The organism is Flavobacterium sp. NRK1, assembly GCF_024054175.1.
Lineage (GTDB): Bacteria > Bacteroidota > Bacteroidia > Flavobacteriales > Flavobacteriaceae > Flavobacterium.
Genome location: NZ_JAMXLA010000001.1, coordinates 3,575,479 through 3,592,081, shown reverse-complemented (window position 1 = coordinate 3,592,081; position 16,603 = coordinate 3,575,479). Strand labels below are relative to the sequence as shown.

The 16,603-nt window shown below is 34.3% G+C and carries 16 protein-coding genes; 11 read left to right on the top strand and 5 right to left on the bottom strand.

What is annotated here, in order from left to right; genetic code table 11:
- The first annotated feature begins 86 nt into the window (after nt 1–86).
- The 5 genes from NHE85_RS16525 to NHE85_RS16505 all read left to right on the top strand — a co-directional run bounded on the left by NHE85_RS16525 (nt 87) and on the right by NHE85_RS16505 (nt 8,473).
- The gene (locus tag NHE85_RS16525) at nt 87–1,025 is read left to right on the top strand and encodes a FecR family protein (protein ID WP_252813246.1); all 939 of its coding nucleotides are present in this window, start codon (nt 87–89) and stop codon (nt 1,023–1,025) included.
- A 71-nt stretch (nt 1,026–1,096) separates the two neighbouring features.
- Nucleotides 1,097–4,540, top strand: coding sequence for a SusC/RagA family TonB-linked outer membrane protein (locus tag NHE85_RS16520; protein ID WP_252813245.1), 3,444 nt, complete (start codon nt 1,097–1,099; stop codon nt 4,538–4,540).
- 12 nt (nt 4,541–4,552) lie between these two features.
- The gene (locus NHE85_RS16515) at nt 4,553–5,983 is read left to right on the top strand and encodes a SusD/RagB family nutrient-binding outer membrane lipoprotein (protein ID WP_252813244.1); all 1,431 of its coding nucleotides are present in this window, start codon (nt 4,553–4,555) and stop codon (nt 5,981–5,983) included.
- A gap of 2 nt (nt 5,984–5,985) precedes the next feature.
- Complete coding sequence (locus NHE85_RS16510; protein WP_252813243.1) at nt 5,986–7,560, top strand: calcineurin-like phosphoesterase C-terminal domain-containing protein; 1,575 nt, start codon at nt 5,986–5,988, stop codon at nt 7,558–7,560.
- Between the two features lie 7 nt (nt 7,561–7,567).
- Nucleotides 7,568–8,473, top strand: coding sequence for a glycerophosphodiester phosphodiesterase family protein (locus NHE85_RS16505; RefSeq protein ID WP_252813242.1), 906 nt, complete (start codon nt 7,568–7,570; stop codon nt 8,471–8,473).
- A 91-nt stretch (nt 8,474–8,564) separates the two neighbouring features.
- On the opposite strand, the gene NHE85_RS16500 is transcribed toward NHE85_RS16505, so the two are convergent.
- On the bottom strand, nt 8,565–8,954 hold the full coding sequence (locus tag NHE85_RS16500; protein WP_252813241.1) for a hypothetical protein: 390 nt from the start codon (nt 8,952–8,954) through the stop codon (nt 8,565–8,567).
- Between the two features lie 242 nt (nt 8,955–9,196).
- On the opposite strand from NHE85_RS16500, the gene NHE85_RS16495 reads away from it, so the two are divergent.
- Nucleotides 9,197–9,730 carry a DUF892 family protein gene (locus tag NHE85_RS16495; protein WP_252813240.1) on the top strand — a complete coding sequence of 178 codons (534 nt, stop codon included), beginning with the start codon at nt 9,197–9,199 and terminating at the stop codon, nt 9,728–9,730.
- Entirely contained in the window at nt 9,727–10,200 is a 474-nt protein-coding gene (locus NHE85_RS16490) for a hypothetical protein (RefSeq protein WP_252813239.1), read from the top strand. Before NHE85_RS16495 ends, NHE85_RS16490 begins: the two co-directional genes overlap by 4 nt.
- Before the next feature lie 53 nt (nt 10,201–10,253).
- On the opposite strand, the gene NHE85_RS16485 is transcribed toward NHE85_RS16490, so the two are convergent.
- The gene (locus NHE85_RS16485; protein ID WP_252813238.1) at nt 10,254–11,072 is read right to left on the bottom strand and encodes a universal stress protein; all 819 of its coding nucleotides are present in this window, start codon (nt 11,070–11,072) and stop codon (nt 10,254–10,256) included.
- A 151-nt stretch (nt 11,073–11,223) separates the two neighbouring features.
- Here NHE85_RS16485 and NHE85_RS16480 point away from each other — a divergent pair, with 151 nt between their 5' ends.
- The 4 genes from NHE85_RS16480 (at nt 11,224) to NHE85_RS16465 (ending at nt 13,829) form a co-directional block, all read left to right on the top strand.
- A complete protein-coding gene (locus tag NHE85_RS16480; RefSeq protein WP_252813237.1) occupies nt 11,224–12,126 on the top strand; it encodes a DnaJ C-terminal domain-containing protein in 903 nt (300 codons plus the stop codon).
- 6 nt (nt 12,127–12,132) lie between these two features.
- Nucleotides 12,133–12,423: a chaperone modulator CbpM gene (locus tag NHE85_RS16475; RefSeq protein WP_252813236.1), complete on the top strand. Its 291-nt coding sequence runs from the start codon at nt 12,133–12,135 to the stop codon at nt 12,421–12,423.
- 312 nt (nt 12,424–12,735) lie between these two features.
- Nucleotides 12,736–13,047: a potassium transporter KefB gene (locus NHE85_RS16470; RefSeq protein ID WP_252813235.1), complete on the top strand. Its 312-nt coding sequence runs from the start codon at nt 12,736–12,738 to the stop codon at nt 13,045–13,047.
- Entirely contained in the window at nt 13,038–13,829 is a 792-nt protein-coding gene (locus NHE85_RS16465) for an oxygenase MpaB family protein (RefSeq protein WP_252813234.1), read from the top strand. Before NHE85_RS16470 ends, NHE85_RS16465 begins: the two co-directional genes overlap by 10 nt.
- A gap of 40 nt (nt 13,830–13,869) precedes the next feature.
- On the opposite strand, the gene NHE85_RS16460 is transcribed toward NHE85_RS16465, so the two are convergent.
- From NHE85_RS16460 to NHE85_RS16450, 3 genes are read right to left on the bottom strand one after another with little or no spacing between them, the layout of a single operon-like run.
- A complete protein-coding gene (locus NHE85_RS16460) occupies nt 13,870–14,145 on the bottom strand; it encodes a TIGR03643 family protein (RefSeq protein ID WP_252813233.1) in 276 nt (91 codons plus the stop codon).
- A 1-nt stretch (nt 14,146) separates the two neighbouring features.
- Nucleotides 14,147–15,565, bottom strand: coding sequence for an SDR family oxidoreductase (locus NHE85_RS16455; protein ID WP_252813232.1), 1,419 nt, complete (start codon nt 15,563–15,565; stop codon nt 14,147–14,149).
- Between the two features lie 2 nt (nt 15,566–15,567).
- Nucleotides 15,568–16,269, bottom strand: coding sequence for an SDR family NAD(P)-dependent oxidoreductase (locus tag NHE85_RS16450; protein ID WP_252813231.1), 702 nt, complete (start codon nt 16,267–16,269; stop codon nt 15,568–15,570).
- Nucleotides 16,270–16,603: the final 334 nt, after the last annotated feature.

The following is a 16,603-nucleotide window of genomic DNA, read 5'->3' as shown; positions in this document are numbered from 1 at the left end:
TATTATTTCTTTAACAAAATATTAAGACTCATTTTTTGACTACTTGTTTGCCCGTTTAAATGTGACTTACTGGCAAAACATATATTTTGAAGAAGGAAGATTTTTTAATTCTTGTAAAAAAATACGAGGAAAATAATTGCACTACAGAAGAAAAGAAGCTTGTAGAGTATTTTTTTGATAGTATGCAAAATACTAACACAGCTTATTTTTCACCCTCTGATGAGGTAGGGTATAAATTACTGAATAATATTAAAGCGGCTACAGGACAGCCAATTGTAAAAAGAAAAAGAAAATTTGCCAAAAGATTACAGATTGCTGCTGCTTTATTTGTAATTGCAGGACTTGCAATTACATCTAAGTTAATTACTTCGCCAATTAAAGAAATCACGCAAATTGCTGCTAAGGGAGAGCACAAAAAAATAATACTTCAGGATGGGAGTATGGTTTTTTTAAACTCCAACAGCAGTGTAACCTATCCTGAAACTTTTGGAAAAACCAGAAAAGTTACACTAACAGGAGAAGCGTATTTTAAAGTACACCGAAATATTGAACAACCATTTGTTGTAGCTACACACGATGTAAGTGTTAAAGTACTGGGTACATCTTTCAATATTAATTCTTACGACCATAATAACACTAAAGTAAGTGTACTTACCGGAAAAGTTGAAGTTAGTTCTCCTTCCGGTAAAAAAGTAATACTTACTAAAAATCTTCAGGCAGTTTTAAATAAAAATCTTGACTTTTTAATTACTAAAGAAAATAGCAATGATGGTATTGCATGGACAGAAAATACAATTTTCCTTAAAAATACTACACTTGGCGAAACTGCCCGAATTATTGAGAACTGGTATAATATACAGGTTGATTTTGAAGATAAAGACCTTAAGCAATTAATTATATCGGGGAAATTTAAAGATGAAAAATTAGAAAATGTACTAAACAGTATTGCTCTTTTAAAAGAACTTGAAATTAAATATATAACTAAAAACCACGTGCTTATAAGAAAAAATAATCATGCTATTTAACCAAAAAAACCCGCCTCTGGTTGCAACAGAAACGGGCATTAAAACAGACTAATAAATATAGCCCAAAAGTAATGAAGACGAAACTACAAATTTTTTTAAATCAATTAACACACAAAAAGCATCTTTATGTATTTACTGCCTTTTTTATGGTGATACAGGCATTTGCTTTGCCGAAGCAAAAGAACACAGATGCGAAGATTTCTTTCGATCTTAAAAATGTTACAATAACAGAAATTTTTAATGTTATTGAACAAAAAACTGCTTATACTTTCGTATTTGATGAAAAGGTATCAGGTAATTCAAAACGAATTTCTATACATGCTGAAAATGAAATGCTAGACAATGTTCTAAACAAGATTTCAGACAAAACAGGTATAAGATTTAAAAAGCTTAATAACACTATTACTGCTATTAAATCCGATTTTGAAAAGGTAATAAAAGGAACTGTTACAGATGATGAAGGATTACCTCTGCCGGGAGCAACTGTTATAGAAAAAGGCACTAAAAATATTGCTATGACAGATATTGATGGTAATTTTTCTATCACAGTTTCAGACCCCTCGGCAGTACTGGTCATTTCTTATATGGGTTTTGAAACAAAAGAGATTGCTGTTGATGGAAAGCCTGCTATAAATATTAAACTGAACATGGTTGCCAATGAACTTAATGAAGTTGTAGTAACGGCCCTTGGTATAAAAAGAGACGAAAAACGACTTGGTTTTGCGCAACAGACCATTAAAGCTGAAGAGCTGGGAAAAACTACACCTAATAACTGGTCTTCTGCACTTAAAGGCAAAGTGGCCGGTTTAAATATAATTTCATCAGGGTCAGGACCGCTTAATTCACAAAATATAATTTTAAGAGGTAACAGGTCAATTAACCCTCAGAATAATACTGCTCTAATTATTGTAGATGGTGTACCTGTTAATCAGACTATGACTACTTCAGGGTCTTCGGCAGCATATATGGGTGAAGATTCGCCAATAGATTACGGTAACGGTATATCTGAACTTAACCTTGACGATATAGAAAGTGTTACGGTACTTAAAGGTGCAGGAGCATCTGCACTGTATGGTACAAGAGCAGCAAACGGAGCTATTATAATTACAACTAAATCGGGAAAGAAAAACAAAGGTTTGGGGGTTACTTACAGTACAGGTGCAACTTTTGATGTAATACAAAGATGGCCTGACTGGCAATATAAATACGGACAGGGAACAGGTAAGTCTTTTGGACCGGACGGTGCTCCGTATTATTCTTACGGAGGTTCTGACGATGGAACCAGTACAGGTGGTACAAGCAGTGCGTGGGGACCGGAGTTTAACGGACAATATTTTTACCAGTACGATCCTACCGTTGAAGGACAATCTTTAGTAAGGAAAGAATGGAAACCCTATACAGATAATCGTAAAGATTTCTGGAGAACCGGAATGACACTGAATAATAATTTAACGGTTCAGGGAGGTGACGAAAAAGGTTCTATGCGTCTTTCTTTGGGACACCAGAAAAACGAATGGATAATGCCTAATACAGGCTTCGAAAAAATTACTGCTGCTGTTAACGCTAACTATCAGGTATCGGAAAGAATAAAACTTGGAACATCTGTTAATTATAGCAACAGAACAAGTGACAATTTACCATCTACAGGATACAATAACGGTTCTATTGCCTACTTTATGATTTTCCAGAATCCAAATGTAGATTTGGACTGGTATCGTCCAATATGGCAAAAAGGACAGGAGAACCTTCAGCAGATACATCCGTTCAGTTCTTATATAGATAATCCTTACCTTATCGCCTATGAGGCTACAAATACACTGGATAACGATCAGATTATAGGTAATATTTTTGCAAATATTACACTTACTTCACATTTTGATCTGTTATTGAGATCTGCACTTAATCAGAGTAATCAGAAAAGGGAGCAGAAAAGGCCTTATAGTATTAACAGGTATGCCAAAGGGTTTTATGAGCGTAAGGATATACTGAACCAGGAAGTTAATACGGACTTTTTGCTTACATACAAAAATACATTTAATGATGATCTGACATTTTCAGGATCTTTCGGTGGAAACATGAGAAATCAGAAATACAGAAAATTAGAGGCGGAAATTGAAGGGCTTGTAGTGCCGGATGTATACAAACTGACTAATGGTGTTAATGCTCCGTTAGTAAGAGCGAGTGATAGTAATCAAAAAGTAAACAGTTTATATGGTTTAGTAACTTTTGGTTATAAAGACATGATGTTTTTAGATGTTACGGCACGTAATGACTGGTCATCTACGCTACCTGAACAAAACAACTCATTTTTTTATCCTTCGGTAAATACAAGCTTTATATTGTCGGAGATGTTTAACATGCCTAAAGCGGTTGATTATTTAAAATACCGTTTTTCTTATGCGCAGGTAGGTAACGATACATCACCTTACAGCACAAAAAAATATTATGGGCAGAGCGATTTTCCAAGCTCGGCAACAGCTCCAACACGTTTACACAATAATCATTATAAGCCTGAAATTACTACCAGTTATGAAACAGGGCTTGAATTGTATATGCTGAATAAACGTCTGACTTTTGATGGTACTGTTTATGAAAGTAATACTAAAAACCAAATCATCAATGTACCTCTTGACTATAGCACAGGATTTAATAATGCTGTATTAAATGCGGGTAACGTAAGGAACCGTGGTATAGAGTTATTACTTGGAGGGAAAATTTTTGACAACGAAAACTTTAAATGGCAGGCAAATCTTAACTGGTCCCGCAACTGGAACAAAGTTCTATCACTGGCAGAAGGTATTCAGGGACAACAGGTAATTGGTGAAGGCGGTACAGCTTCTATAATTGCAAAAGTAGGTGGTACTACCACAGCTATATACGGATATGGTTTTGTGAGATCTCCAGAAGGTAAAATAGTGTATGATAATGCAGGTTTACCTGCATATCCCGATGAAATTCAGTATATAGGCGACGCAAGTCCTGACTGGAAAGCTGGTTTAACGAACATATTTACAATAGGGAACTTTACGGCGAGCGTTACTATAGACGGACAATACGGAGGTATAATATACTCACAGACCCACCACAAGTCTATGGAGCAGGGTAAACTTACATCTACTTATTATGGAAGAGAAGATGGTTTTATAATAGGTGATGGTGTTGTGGAGAACGCTGATGGTTCGTATTCTCCTAACACTACAAAAGCACTTACCCCTGACTGGTACGCACGTTACTACCGCAGAGCAAATATAGAATCTAACTCTTTTGATGCTTCATACTTAAAGCTACGTGAAGTAAGCCTTGCTTATAATTTACCTAAATCTTTGATTAAAGATACGGGACTTAGCTCTGTACAGTTTTCTGTATTTGGAAGAGATCTTGCTATTGTATCTGATTTTCCGATCTACGATCCCGAAACGGCAGCATTAAACGGCAATACATTGTTACCGGGTATAGAAATGGGGCAGATGCCGTCGCCGGCAACCTACGGCTTTAATTTGAAAGTGAATTTTTAATTTGATATGAAAATGAAAAAAATACAATTTTTTGCAGCAGGTTTATTAATGCTCTTATTGAGTACAGCCTGTACCGGCGATTTTGATGAAGTAAATGAAAACCCAAACCTTATTGGAGAAATAAGCCCCGGTACGCTTATAAATCCGATTATTTATGGTATGTCCAGCCACCAGGCATTGCGCAGCGCAGATATTACTTTTGAGCTTATGCAGGTAACTGTTCCTTTTCCAAGTGTTTCAGGTGGACTGCATCGTTATGATGTTAGCCCTAATGTTGGGAATTCTACATGGGACAATTCATATAAATGGCTTGCTAATATAAGAGAGATGCGCATAGCAGCTGAAAAAGCGGAAGATGAGAACTATTTGGCTATTGCACTTACATTAAATGCATGGGTTTATTCTAATCTTACAGATATTTTTGGTCCTGTACCAATGACAGAAGCCTCAAGAGCTGAAGAAGATATATTGTACCCTTCTTATGATTCACAAGAAATGATTTATGAAACTATTCTTGCAGATCTTGAAAAAGCTAATGGCCTGTATAATTTAGAGGAAGCAATGGCTTATGCTCCGGATATTCTTTTTAATAATGATATTCTAAAATGGAAAAAATTTACAAACTCATTACACATGAGGTTACTTTTAAGAGTATCTAACCGTACTGAGACCAATGCTTTTCAAAAGCTTACAGCAATGATAGAAAATCCGGAACAGTACCCTGTTTTTGAAAATAATGCTGAGTCGGCCATTCTTCAGGTAACAGGTGTAGGAGCAAATGTGTCACCTTGGGGAAGGCCGCAGGATTTTAGATTAAATGTAAAAATGGCTTCATTTTTTATAGATAATCTTAATGCTTTTGAAGATCCAAGAAGGCCTCTTATTGCTGCAACGGGTACTGATTTGGACAATAATAACATTGGATATATAGGTATTCCGAGTGGCTATGCTGGTTCTGATTCACAATTTGAGTATAATGCCTCTAATTTACAGATCGTTCCTGTAACTAATCCAATGCAGATATTTATTCTTCCCTATTCTGAGGTTGAATTTATAAAAGCGGAAATGGCGCAAAGAGGCTTTACAAGTGATGCTCAGACACATTATGAAAAAGGTGTAAAAGCAGCTATAGAACAACTGAAAGCAACTATGCCGGATACTTATTTTGATAATAGCATTGTACAATATAACGGTACTTTAGAGCAAATTATGCTTCAGAAGTACTATGCACTATACTTTGTAGATTATCAGCAGTGGTTTGAATACAGAAGGACAGGCTTACCCGAGCTGCCTACTACATCTGCTATGCTTAATAACGGTATAATGCCTTCAAGATTTACATATCCTACAGATCAGCAGTTATATAATCCTGATAACTATAAAGAAGCTGTGCAAATGATTGGGAACGATGATATTAATACTAAAGTTTGGTGGGACAATTAAAAATGAAAAGATCTATAATTATTGCAGGAGTGCTGTTTTTAACAGCTTACCTGCATGCACAGACCGTAAAAGGATTGGTGTATGAGGATGCCAATAATAATGGCAAAAAAGAAAAAAAAGAAAAAGGAATTGCTAATGTTGCAGTAAGCAATGGAAGCGAAGTGGTTTTAACAGATAATAAAGGTAATTATGAATTACCTGTTAGCTATAACACTATTATCTCTGTAATTAAACCTGTGGGATATGCCGTAGCTGTAAATAAAGATAACCTGCCTCAGTTTTTTTATAATTATAAGCCATCAGGGTCGCCGGAAACAAAATTTAAAGGTGTTTTACCAACAGGTAAGCTTCCTAAGTCTGTAGATTTTGGATTAATGAAACAAAAAGAAGACGACAACTTTACAGCCTTGATATTTGGAGACCCTCAGCCTTATAATCTTAAAGAGGTTGATTATTTTGCAAGAGGGATTGTAGCAGAAGTTGAAGGAATTAAAAATGTGCCTTTCGGGCTTAGTATGGGTGACCTTGTGGGTAATAATCTCGATTTATTTAATCCATACATACAGGCTGTTAAAAAGGCGGGCATACCGTGGTATAACCTTTTAGGGAATCATGATCTTAATTTTGATGCGACCGCCGATGATCTTGCTGATGAAACTTTTGAAGCACATTTTGGCCCTTCAGATTATGCATTTAATTATGGTAAAGTTCATTTTATTGTTCTTGATGATGTGTTGTATCCGGATCCAAGAGATAAAGATGGATATTGGGGCGGATTCAGAGAGGATCAGCTTAAGTTTATTGAAAATGATCTGAAGTTTGTTCCAAAAGATCATTTAATTGTCCTTGCGTTTCATATACCAATAAGTGAGCCTGATGCCAAAGATGATTCTTATAGGGATAGTGACAGGCAAAAACTTTTTGAATTGCTTAAAGATTATCCTAATACATTATCATTATCGGCTCATACACATTTGCAAAGACAGGACTTTTTTGGCAGAGAAGACGGCTGGCTGCAGGATAAACCACATCATCATTATAATGTTGGTACAACTTCCGGAGACTGGTATTCGGGCAAGCTTGATGAAAAAGGAATACCAATTTCTGTTATGAGAGATGGTACACCTAAAGGATATGCATTCATTCACTTTACAGGTAATACATATAGTATTGATTATAAAGCAGCAGGTAAACCTGAAGATTTTCAGATGAAAGTATTTACACCTAAGGTTGTTCCACACGGGAAAAGAACCAAATCGGGATTATTTGTAAACTTTTTTATGGGAAGTAAAAATGATTCAATTAATTATAGGATAGATGGGGGAGAGTGGATGCCTATGGAATATGTAGAAGAACATGACCCGTCTTATGTGGAGCTGGTATTTGAATGGGAGCTTGCGGAAGAACTTATGCCGGGGAGGCGTTCATCTGACCCTGAAGAATGTACACATTTATGGAGAGGTAAAATTCTGTCTGACCTGCCGGTGGGAAATCACACTATTGATATTGAAGCTACCGATATGTTTGGTAAAAAACATAAAGCTTCAGGAAGTTACAGAATAGAACAGCCAAAATAATTAAAGTATGAAAAATAAGATTTACAAATTAGGTTTCATATTGTTCATTTTTGCCTGTTCATGTAAACAAACTGAAGTAGCAAAACAGGTACATACTATAGTTGAGGTACAGGGCCATAGGGGAGACCGTGGCAATTTTCCTGAAAACACAATTCCTGCTTTTATCAGCGCTGTTAAAAAAGGAGCAGATGTTGTGGAACTGGATGTAGTAATTTCTAAAGATAATAAAGTAGTGGTTTCTCATGAACCTTTTATGTCTTCAAAGTATGTAATTACGCCTGATGGCTTTGCTGTAACAAAAGAGCAGGAGAAGTCTTTTAATCTTCATAAAATGGTATATGACAGTATCAGGAAGTTTGATACAGGTTCTAATGGCAATAAATCATTCCCTGAACAAAGAAGAATAAAGACCTATAAGCCATTATTATCGGAAGTAATAGATAGTGTTGAAACTTACATCTCAACTCATAACTTAAAACACATACGCTACAATATTGAAATTAAGTCTGAAAAGCAAGAATATGGCATTTCTCAGCCGATGCCTGAAAAATTTGTAAAGCTTGTTATGCAGGTAATTAATAATAAAAAAATAGCAAAGAGGGTTAATATTCAATCATTTGATCCGGATATACTTAATGTAATGCACTTTATATATCCTAAAATGAAACTCGCCTATCTAACCGATAAGCCGGGTATTGATAGAAATTTAAATGAACTGAATTTTATTCCGAACATTTACAGCCCAAATTATAAACTTGTTACCACTGAGTTTATAGATAGCCTAAAATCTAAAAAGATGAAGGTTATTCCATGGACTGTTAATAATGCTAAAGATATTGATACCATGCTGGCACTTAAAGTAGATGGTATTATAACAGATTATCCCGAAAGGGTAATAGAAAAACTGAATTAAGTTTTATTGTGTTTTTTTAATTTTTTTTGAAACCCTTTAAGCCTGGCTTAGAGGGTTTCTTATTTGATAAATTAAATAAATGTATTGACAGTCAGTCTAATACTGAATATTCCAGAGAAGCTGTAGTTTCCTGGTCAGGATGTATAATGCCTTCATTCGTTTTTACAAGGATACCCTCAACAAATATGCTTAACTTATAAGATATAGTGTCTTCATAGTTATTATAAAACATTACATTTTTGTAAGCATCAAAAGAATCATTTATAAATACTGTTTTATGCCATAAGGTTACGTCCTGCAGCGATTCAGTTTGTGTGACCATTTGCTTATCGGCACTTTTATATATAATATTTTTAATAATTGGCTGATCTACACTGACCCTATACTGAACACTTAGCTTATCTGTATCTTCTTCGTGATCAGTACAGGCTGTAAGACCTAATAAAATAATAATTATAATATAATTGATTAAAGTTTTCATTTTTTGTCGATTAAAACAATTATTTAAAATGTATAAAATTAATATTTTAACAATATAAGCCTTTATATTATTTTACATTTTAATTATAATACTGGTTATATATTGATTCGCTAAACTCTCTGGTGAAACTTATATTTTCTACTCAATTATACTATTAAAAATTATAGCATTACATGATATTCATCATATTTTGGTATGCAGTTATTGCTGAAATTTACTGTATAATCATTTAAACTTATGTTATGGACACACATAAACCGCTTTTATGCCTTAAGAATGTTCTCGATAATTTCATTAGTAAATTTTTAAGTGCCGAAACAGAAATTAAAGATGTTTTATATCGGTATGCAAGTATGGATATGTATCAGTCATTGTCGTTGCTGCTTCTGGATTATCGTGATTTGGTTGAAAAGCATATTTACAAGCTGAATAATATTGCAGCTTCAGAAAAAATCTCCAGTGTTGCTATGGCAAGTTCAGTAATAGGAGCAATGATAAATGAAAATGAAGAAACACTAAATAAGTGTAAATATCAGGAAGTAAAAGATGCCTGTTTTCTTGCAGCGATTCAGAACATGATACATTTTAAAATAAGCTCATACGGAACTGCATGTACTTACGCTAACGCGTTAGAGATGGAAGGTATTGCTGCTTTTTTTCACCAGGCAGTAAAAGATGAAAAATATTTTGATGAAAGGCTCACTCATCTTGCAAAGCATGAGGTATATAATTATGCCATTGAACCACTTTCTCAACCTGACCAAATTATATTATGAAAATTTTAATTATATTAAGTTTAGCTCTTACCCTTGTACCACGTGGGTGTCAGGAAGAGAATGAAGAAAACTGGGAAGATGAACCGCTTGATGAAGTAGGATATGTTGCTGAAGATATCAAAGTGCGTAAAGCCATTGCTGAATGGCACAATTTCTTAAAAGAATCTGATAGTGCAATATATGCTGCAAAAGTAAAAATATCTGAAGCAGCCGATTGTCTGGAAGATCCGGATATACATCAAAAATTTAAACTGAGAGGTAAAATTATTAAAGCTGAAGGCCAGTTAGAGCAGCTTAGCGAGAAGCTTTTGAGAGCACAAAAATTTAATCGTTCAGATTATGAGTATGATGAAGATATATTTATAGCAATGAAGGAGTTTGAAGAAAGCTTCAGGCGCAAGCAACATGTATTAAATGAAACTCTCAAAGAATTGAGAAGTGATGAATATTATAAAAAAGCAACGGAATAACACCGCTGCTTTTTTAATACTAACATTACAAAGATTTTTTCCTTTTTTTTGAATTATACAGGTATTGATAAAAGAGGGATTTTTATATGATGAGCCATATTTCTTGATAGACTGTACAAAAACAATCGTTGCCAAAGGTCTTTATAATGAACAGCCATTATAGTTATATCTATATGATGAATTTCAATGTAATCACTGATAATACCTTCGGTATCATTAGAGTGAATAATGGTAAAGTTAACAGATTTATATTCTTTCCATTTGTTTAATGTTAGTTCTTCATTTTTATCTTTTTCAGTCTTTACTTCAAGTACATCAATTTTAGCATTAAAAACATAGGCAAAATCATTAATTTTCTCTAGAATATTAAGTTTCAGTTTTTCCAGTTCAATAGGGAAAAGTATCTTTTTTATACCTTTAAATTTAGCTTCTTCAGGAATAGCCAGAACTGGTATTTTACTCTGGTTAATAATTTTTTCTGTTACTGTGCCTAAAAATACTTCTTTAAACCCTGAAGCACCTTTTGTTCCCATTACAATAAAATCGGCTTTTTCTTTTATTGATGTATTAAGAATCTCAATGACTGCATTACCCTGTTGAAGAACATGGCTAATTTTTACATGCTCAAGTTTTAATTTTTCTGCAATTTTTCTAAGCTTCGGAACTTCGCTTTTATAATTCTCAAATTCACTTAACTCAATAATATTATAATTTTCCAGCAGGAAATTAAAATTTTCTGTTGGTATGTAAAGTATATCATAAACATGAATTGTTATGATTTGCGCGTTAATTTTTGCTGCCAGATGTAAGGCATATGAAAAAGCATTCAATGAGGTCTTTGAAAAATCGGTTGGGAAAAGAATTTTTTTCATGATGTTGTTTTTTTATACTATAAAGGTATTAAGAGGGTATTTTATGCAATATGATATTTATCATATCAGGCAGTATTTCATGATAAAAATCATTTCCAAATAATTGCGTAAATTGCATATTAGCAACATGACTAAATAATTAGTACCAACTATGGAGTTTATTGATTACTATAAAGTACTGGGCATTGACAGATCGGCTACAACTGAAGATATTAAGTCGGCATACAGAAAACTTGCACGAAAACTACATCCTGACCTTAATCCTGATGATAAAGAAGCAAATAAAAAGTTTCAGCAGCTTAATGAAGCTAATGAAGTACTAAGCGATCCGGAAAAAAGGAAAAAGTATGATAAATATGGTAAAGACTGGGAACATGGAGAAGAGTATGAAAAATACAGGCAGTCACATCAGCAGCAGCAGAGACAATCTTCTGCAGGAGGAGGGAGTTATGGCTTTTCCGGCGAAGAATTTGACAACGGCAATTTTTCAGATTTTTTTGAATCTATGTTCGGAAGACAAAGAAATAGGGGACAAGCCAGGTTTCGAGGACAGGATATTAATGCAAATCTGAATCTTACACTAAATGAAGCTTATAAAACACATAAGCAGACTTTTTCAATTAACGGAAAAAATTTGCGAATAACTATACCTGCCGGTGTTGAGGACGGGCAGGTAATAAAACTTGCCGGTCAAGGAGGGCCAGGACAAAATGGTGGACCAAACGGTGATTTATATATAACTTTTTCTGTAGCAGATACACCACAGTTTAAAAGAACCGGGAATGATTTGTATGCTATGCAGGATATAGATCTTTATACGGCTGTATTGGGAGGAGAAGTTATGTTTACCACTATGGATGGTAAGGTAAAACTAAAAATTGCTGCCGGTACGCAAAACGGCACAAAAGTAAGATTAAAAGGTAAAGGATTTCCGGTATATAAAAAGGATGGACAGTATGGAGATCTTTTTATTACGCTTAATGTTACACTTCCTGTAAATCTTAATGAGAAACAGCAAAAACTCTTTGAGGAGCTAGCCAAACTTTCTAAATAAAACAGTATGGATAAAAATGAATTAATATTGGTTAAAGCATTTTGCAAACATTATCATATAGAGATGTCTTTTGTTAATACATTGCATGAATTTAATCTTATAGAAGTTGTACAGATTGATGAAGATGAATTTGTACCACAATCTCAATTGCCGGAACTTGAAAAAATGATACGATTACATCAGGAGCTAAATATTAATCCTGAAGGGCTTGATGCAGTACTTCACCTGTTGCAAAAGCTGCAGGGTATGCAGCGTGAAATAGATTCATTAAAAAGCAGGTTAAAGATTTACGAATGATTTTTTGAACAATTGGGCCTTCTGTTTACTGTATATCCGTATAGCTTCTGTTATATCAATTAAACCTGAAGTATTACCAATTATAAAACACCTCTCTTTTTTTAAAAGCAAGGTTTAAGATATTAATTTGAGTTTCTAATAAGTGTTTTTTTACTGAAAAAGAGTTAATTACAAATCACTAATATAAAGCTGCGAAACCAGAAGTAAAAATTATTTTTTGAATTATAAATTAAAATGTATAACTTTGAAATGCAAAGTACTTTTAGTTTAATTAAAAAAGTAATTATTATGATACAAAAAAATAATTTATTTATGGAGAGGTTTAACCGGGCAATATTGGTTAGATACATGCTATTTGGTGCCGGGATTGCATTACTGCTTATTATGGTTTTTTTATTACCTGTTCGAAATCACGATACTGCCTGGGGTAAATATTGGATGTTCAGGCCTCTTATTATAGTTCCTTTTGCAGGTGCTTTTGGTGGTTTAGTATGTTATTTTTTAAATAATATTGGGTATGAAGGGTGGAGGAAAGGTTTTATAGTTATACTAGGCCTGATAATTTATATCATTATTCTATGGTTAGGAATTGTATTAGGCCTTGACGGAACATTATGGAATTAAAAAAGGAAAAACCAGTTCCAACGGAATATTTTGTAGATAAGAACTCGATAGTGCGCGAGATTTGGGGGAAGAGTGATACCATTATTTTTATATTTGCGGGCGCTGCTGCAGAGTTTGCTTTAAACAAAGCTGTTGACTGGCTATATTTTACAGGGAAACTTCCTGCTGATCCTCTTGGTAGGCTTTTCTCAACCGTAGCTTATGCCCGAAAAATTGTTTTTTTAGATAAGCAGTCTGCTGTCAATGCTATAAATAGGATTACGGGAATTCACGCAGGTGTGGAAGCAAAACGCGGGGCAAACATTCCGGATTGGGCATACAGAGATGTATTATTTATGCTTATAGATTATTCTGTACGGTCATTTGAACTTCTGGAACGTAGGCTTACCGTGGCTGAAAAGCTGGAAGTGTTTGATGTATTTCAAAGAATGGGAATACAAATGGGGTTAAAAGGTTTGCCCGATGACTATGATGAATATACTAACATGCGTAAAGAACATTTATTCAACAATTTAGAGAAAAGCCATTATACAAATGACTTATTTATTCAATATCGCAGGCATTTAGGAATAGTACGCTATCGTATATTATTAGAAGTTCAGGCATTGGTTGCACCGTCAATAGTTCGAAACTTATTGGTAATGAAAGATTCACATCTGGCTATGTTTATGAGACTTTATAAAAAAGGTAAAAAGATAAAAATAGACAAATTGCTTAAAACACTATTACTGCCATCAGAATACAGAGATCAGATCAAAGCTCTTGATAAACCGCTGGTTTAGAGATTATGGGCTATGTCCCAATTAATGCTTCTATAATTTTTTAACGTTTTGATATCTTATTACCTGTCAGCCTTTGCCTGCTGCATTTAAACCGTTTAATATGCTGATTCCTGATGCTGGAATGCTTGGTTTTGCAGTTTTCAACACGTTTACGCCAAAGTTTATAGCTCTTGAATTTGAGTTCACTTTTCATAAACTCTTTTACTTCATCTTCCTTAAGTCCAAACTGATATGCTATAGCTTCAAAAGGGGTTCTGTCCTCCCATGCCATTTCTATTATCCTGTCTGTATCTTTATCAGAAAAATTATATTTCATGTTATTCTGTAATCTTATTTATCATTCCGTTAAAAATAAAATAGTGAAAAGGAAGCATTGCATACCAGTAAAGCCTGCCTCCTAATCCTAAAGGGCGAAATGTAGCTGTTTGTGTAACAACATTATTTTTTATCTTAAATTCAAGCCATGCCTCACCCGGAAGCCTCATTTCTGCATAGAGCAACAGCCTGCTTTCCTCGCGGTTGGCATATAATACACGCCAAAAGTCAAGAGATTCACCCGCAGCAATAAATCTACGGTTTTTACGACCTCTTTTAAGCCCTACACCGCCAAAAAGCTTATCAAGAAAGCCGCGGAAGTTCCATAGCCAGTCGGCATAATACCAGCCTGCTTCGCCACCAATGGCAAAAATTCTGTCGGCAGCTAATTCTGCATCTTTGGTTTTTGATTTTTTAAGATCAACAAAAACACCATACTCAGGTACTTTTATATGTTTCGAAAGGTTTTTGTTAAGCTTTGCCTGGCCCATGGCATCTTTCCAGCTTGATAGTACCAGATTCTGTTCAATTTTATCAAAAGCAATCTTAATAGCCTCTTTATAGGGTATAAGTTTTATGCCGAGTGTTTGTTGTAATTGGTTCTCTTTTGCCACAACATCTATCTTCATACTTTCTACAAGATTTTTTGCAAGCGAGTAAGAAGTAGAAGTTACAAAATAAAGCCAGTAGGAAGATAAGCGCGGTGTCATAACTGGAACAGTTATAATATGCCTTTTTAATCCTCTTGTTTCAGCAAACTGTAAAAGCATTTCCTTATAAGTAAGTATGTCAGGGCCGTATATATCATAATGATGATTAAAAGTGTCTTCCTTAAGTAACACACCATACAAGAATTCTATAACGTTTCTAATTGAAATAGGCTGACATTTAGTATACAGCCATTTAGGAGCAATCATAACCGGAAGTTTTTCTACCAAATCTCTTATAATCTCAAAAGAGGCGCTTCCTGAGCCTACTATAATTCCGGCACGCAGGGTTGTCAATGGCTTACTACTGGCTGCAAGTATATCTTCTACATTTTTTCTTGAAGATAAATGTTCAGATAGCTCTTCTTTGTTTACAATACCGCTTAAATAAATTATTTGTCCTGCCGAAGTTTTATTAATAGCTTCTACAAAATTTGCAGCACATTTTTCTTCCATACTGCTAAACTTACCGTTTGAACTCATGGAATGAACAAGGTAATAAACAGCATCAATATCATTTGGCAATGCATCAAGGCTTTTTCTGTCTAAAAGGTCGGCTTCAATCAGACTAATGGCTTCTTTGTTTTCAAACTTACTAATGTTAAACCGATTTATATCGCGCACAACACATACTACATGGTGTCCGTTTTCTAAAAGTACAGGCAGTAGCCGCTGAGCAATATAGCCTGTTGCACCTGTTAGCAATATTTTCATAATTATTTAATTATAGTTCCTATTCCACCATTTATATTAAAGACTTGTCCTGTTGCCCAACTGGATTGGGTAAGCAAATGACAGGCAAACGAAGCTATCTCCTGTGCAGAACCTATATTTTTTAGTGGATGCCTTTGTTTATTTGCTTCTACTTTTGCTTCGGTGTTAAGCAGAGGCGCAGCCATAGGTGTATCAGTTAATGAAGGGGCTATAGCATTTACCCTGATACGCGGTGAAAGCTCTGCAGCCAGGGAACGTGTAAGCCCTTCTACCGCACCCTTTGCCATTGCTATACTGCTATGATAGGGCAGGCCGGTTTGCACGGCTACACTGCTAAATAATAGTATAGAAGCATTTTTGCTATTTTTAATATTGGTAATGTATTTTTTTACAAAAAGAAAAGCACCCTTGGCATTGATAATAAAATCTTTGTCAATATCATCATTTGTTAATCGTTCTATTGGTTTTAAGGTAATGCTGCCGGGGCAGTATATTATACTATTTGCATTGGCTGGTAAGTCTGGAAGTTCATCGTTTCCAAAAAAATCATAAGGAATGTGCCTGAAATTTTCATGATATTCCAATTCACCTGGTGTCCTGCTAATACAGTATATAATATTGTCTGCTATAAGTTTCCGGGCTATTTCTAATCCAATTCCACTGCTTGCACCGGCAATGATATATATATTATCTGAAGTATCCATTTTAATTTTTATTGGTTGATATTATAAAGATGAAATTTATACTATCAATTTTATGTATAAACTTCCTGTTTGTTGGGTAAGTTAATTAAACAGGGAAATATTTTTAGTATCCTTTAACATTCATAATCAGTAAATTAACTAATGTTATATGTTTGTTTTTTAAACTTTATATTAAGTTTCTGTATTTCAGTGTTTTATGTTTTTATAAACGACACCTGTACTTAATATTGTTGAACAGTAATTATGCAGTAAACTATTCTTATTGAAAAGTGTCAGGTATTTAAATAAATGAAATATTTAAATAAATGAAATATTTACATATATACTTATGGTT

What these genes read in the sequence shown, in the direction of transcription:
- NHE85_RS16470 (WP_252813235.1), top strand. Translation starts at nt 12,736, where the DNA reads ATGGAGAGGTTTAACCGGGCAATATTGGTTAGATACATGCTATTTGGT.
- NHE85_RS16485 (WP_252813238.1), bottom strand. Translation starts at nt 11,072, where the DNA reads ATGAAAAAAATTCTTTTCCCAACCGATTTTTCAAAGACCTCATTGAAT.
- NHE85_RS16495 (WP_252813240.1), top strand. Translation starts at nt 9,197, where the DNA reads ATGGACACACATAAACCGCTTTTATGCCTTAAGAATGTTCTCGATAAT.
- NHE85_RS16490 (WP_252813239.1), top strand. Translation starts at nt 9,727, where the DNA reads ATGAAAATTTTAATTATATTAAGTTTAGCTCTTACCCTTGTACCACGT.
- NHE85_RS16460 (WP_252813233.1), bottom strand. Translation starts at nt 14,145, where the DNA reads ATGAAATATAATTTTTCTGATAAAGATACAGACAGGATAATAGAAATG.
- NHE85_RS16520 (WP_252813245.1), top strand. Translation starts at nt 1,097, where the DNA reads ATGAAGACGAAACTACAAATTTTTTTAAATCAATTAACACACAAAAAG.
- NHE85_RS16515 (WP_252813244.1), top strand. Translation starts at nt 4,553, where the DNA reads ATGAAAAAAATACAATTTTTTGCAGCAGGTTTATTAATGCTCTTATTG.
- NHE85_RS16450 (WP_252813231.1), bottom strand. Translation starts at nt 16,269, where the DNA reads ATGGATACTTCAGATAATATATATATCATTGCCGGTGCAAGCAGTGGA.
- NHE85_RS16500 (WP_252813241.1), bottom strand. Translation starts at nt 8,954, where the DNA reads ATGAAAACTTTAATCAATTATATTATAATTATTATTTTATTAGGTCTT.
- NHE85_RS16505 (WP_252813242.1), top strand. Translation starts at nt 7,568, where the DNA reads ATGAAAAATAAGATTTACAAATTAGGTTTCATATTGTTCATTTTTGCC.
- NHE85_RS16510 (WP_252813243.1), top strand. Translation starts at nt 5,986, where the DNA reads ATGAAAAGATCTATAATTATTGCAGGAGTGCTGTTTTTAACAGCTTAC.
- NHE85_RS16465 (WP_252813234.1), top strand. Translation starts at nt 13,038, where the DNA reads ATGGAATTAAAAAAGGAAAAACCAGTTCCAACGGAATATTTTGTAGAT.
- NHE85_RS16455 (WP_252813232.1), bottom strand. Translation starts at nt 15,565, where the DNA reads ATGAAAATATTGCTAACAGGTGCAACAGGCTATATTGCTCAGCGGCTA.
- NHE85_RS16480 (WP_252813237.1), top strand. Translation starts at nt 11,224, where the DNA reads ATGGAGTTTATTGATTACTATAAAGTACTGGGCATTGACAGATCGGCT.
- NHE85_RS16475 (WP_252813236.1), top strand. Translation starts at nt 12,133, where the DNA reads ATGGATAAAAATGAATTAATATTGGTTAAAGCATTTTGCAAACATTAT.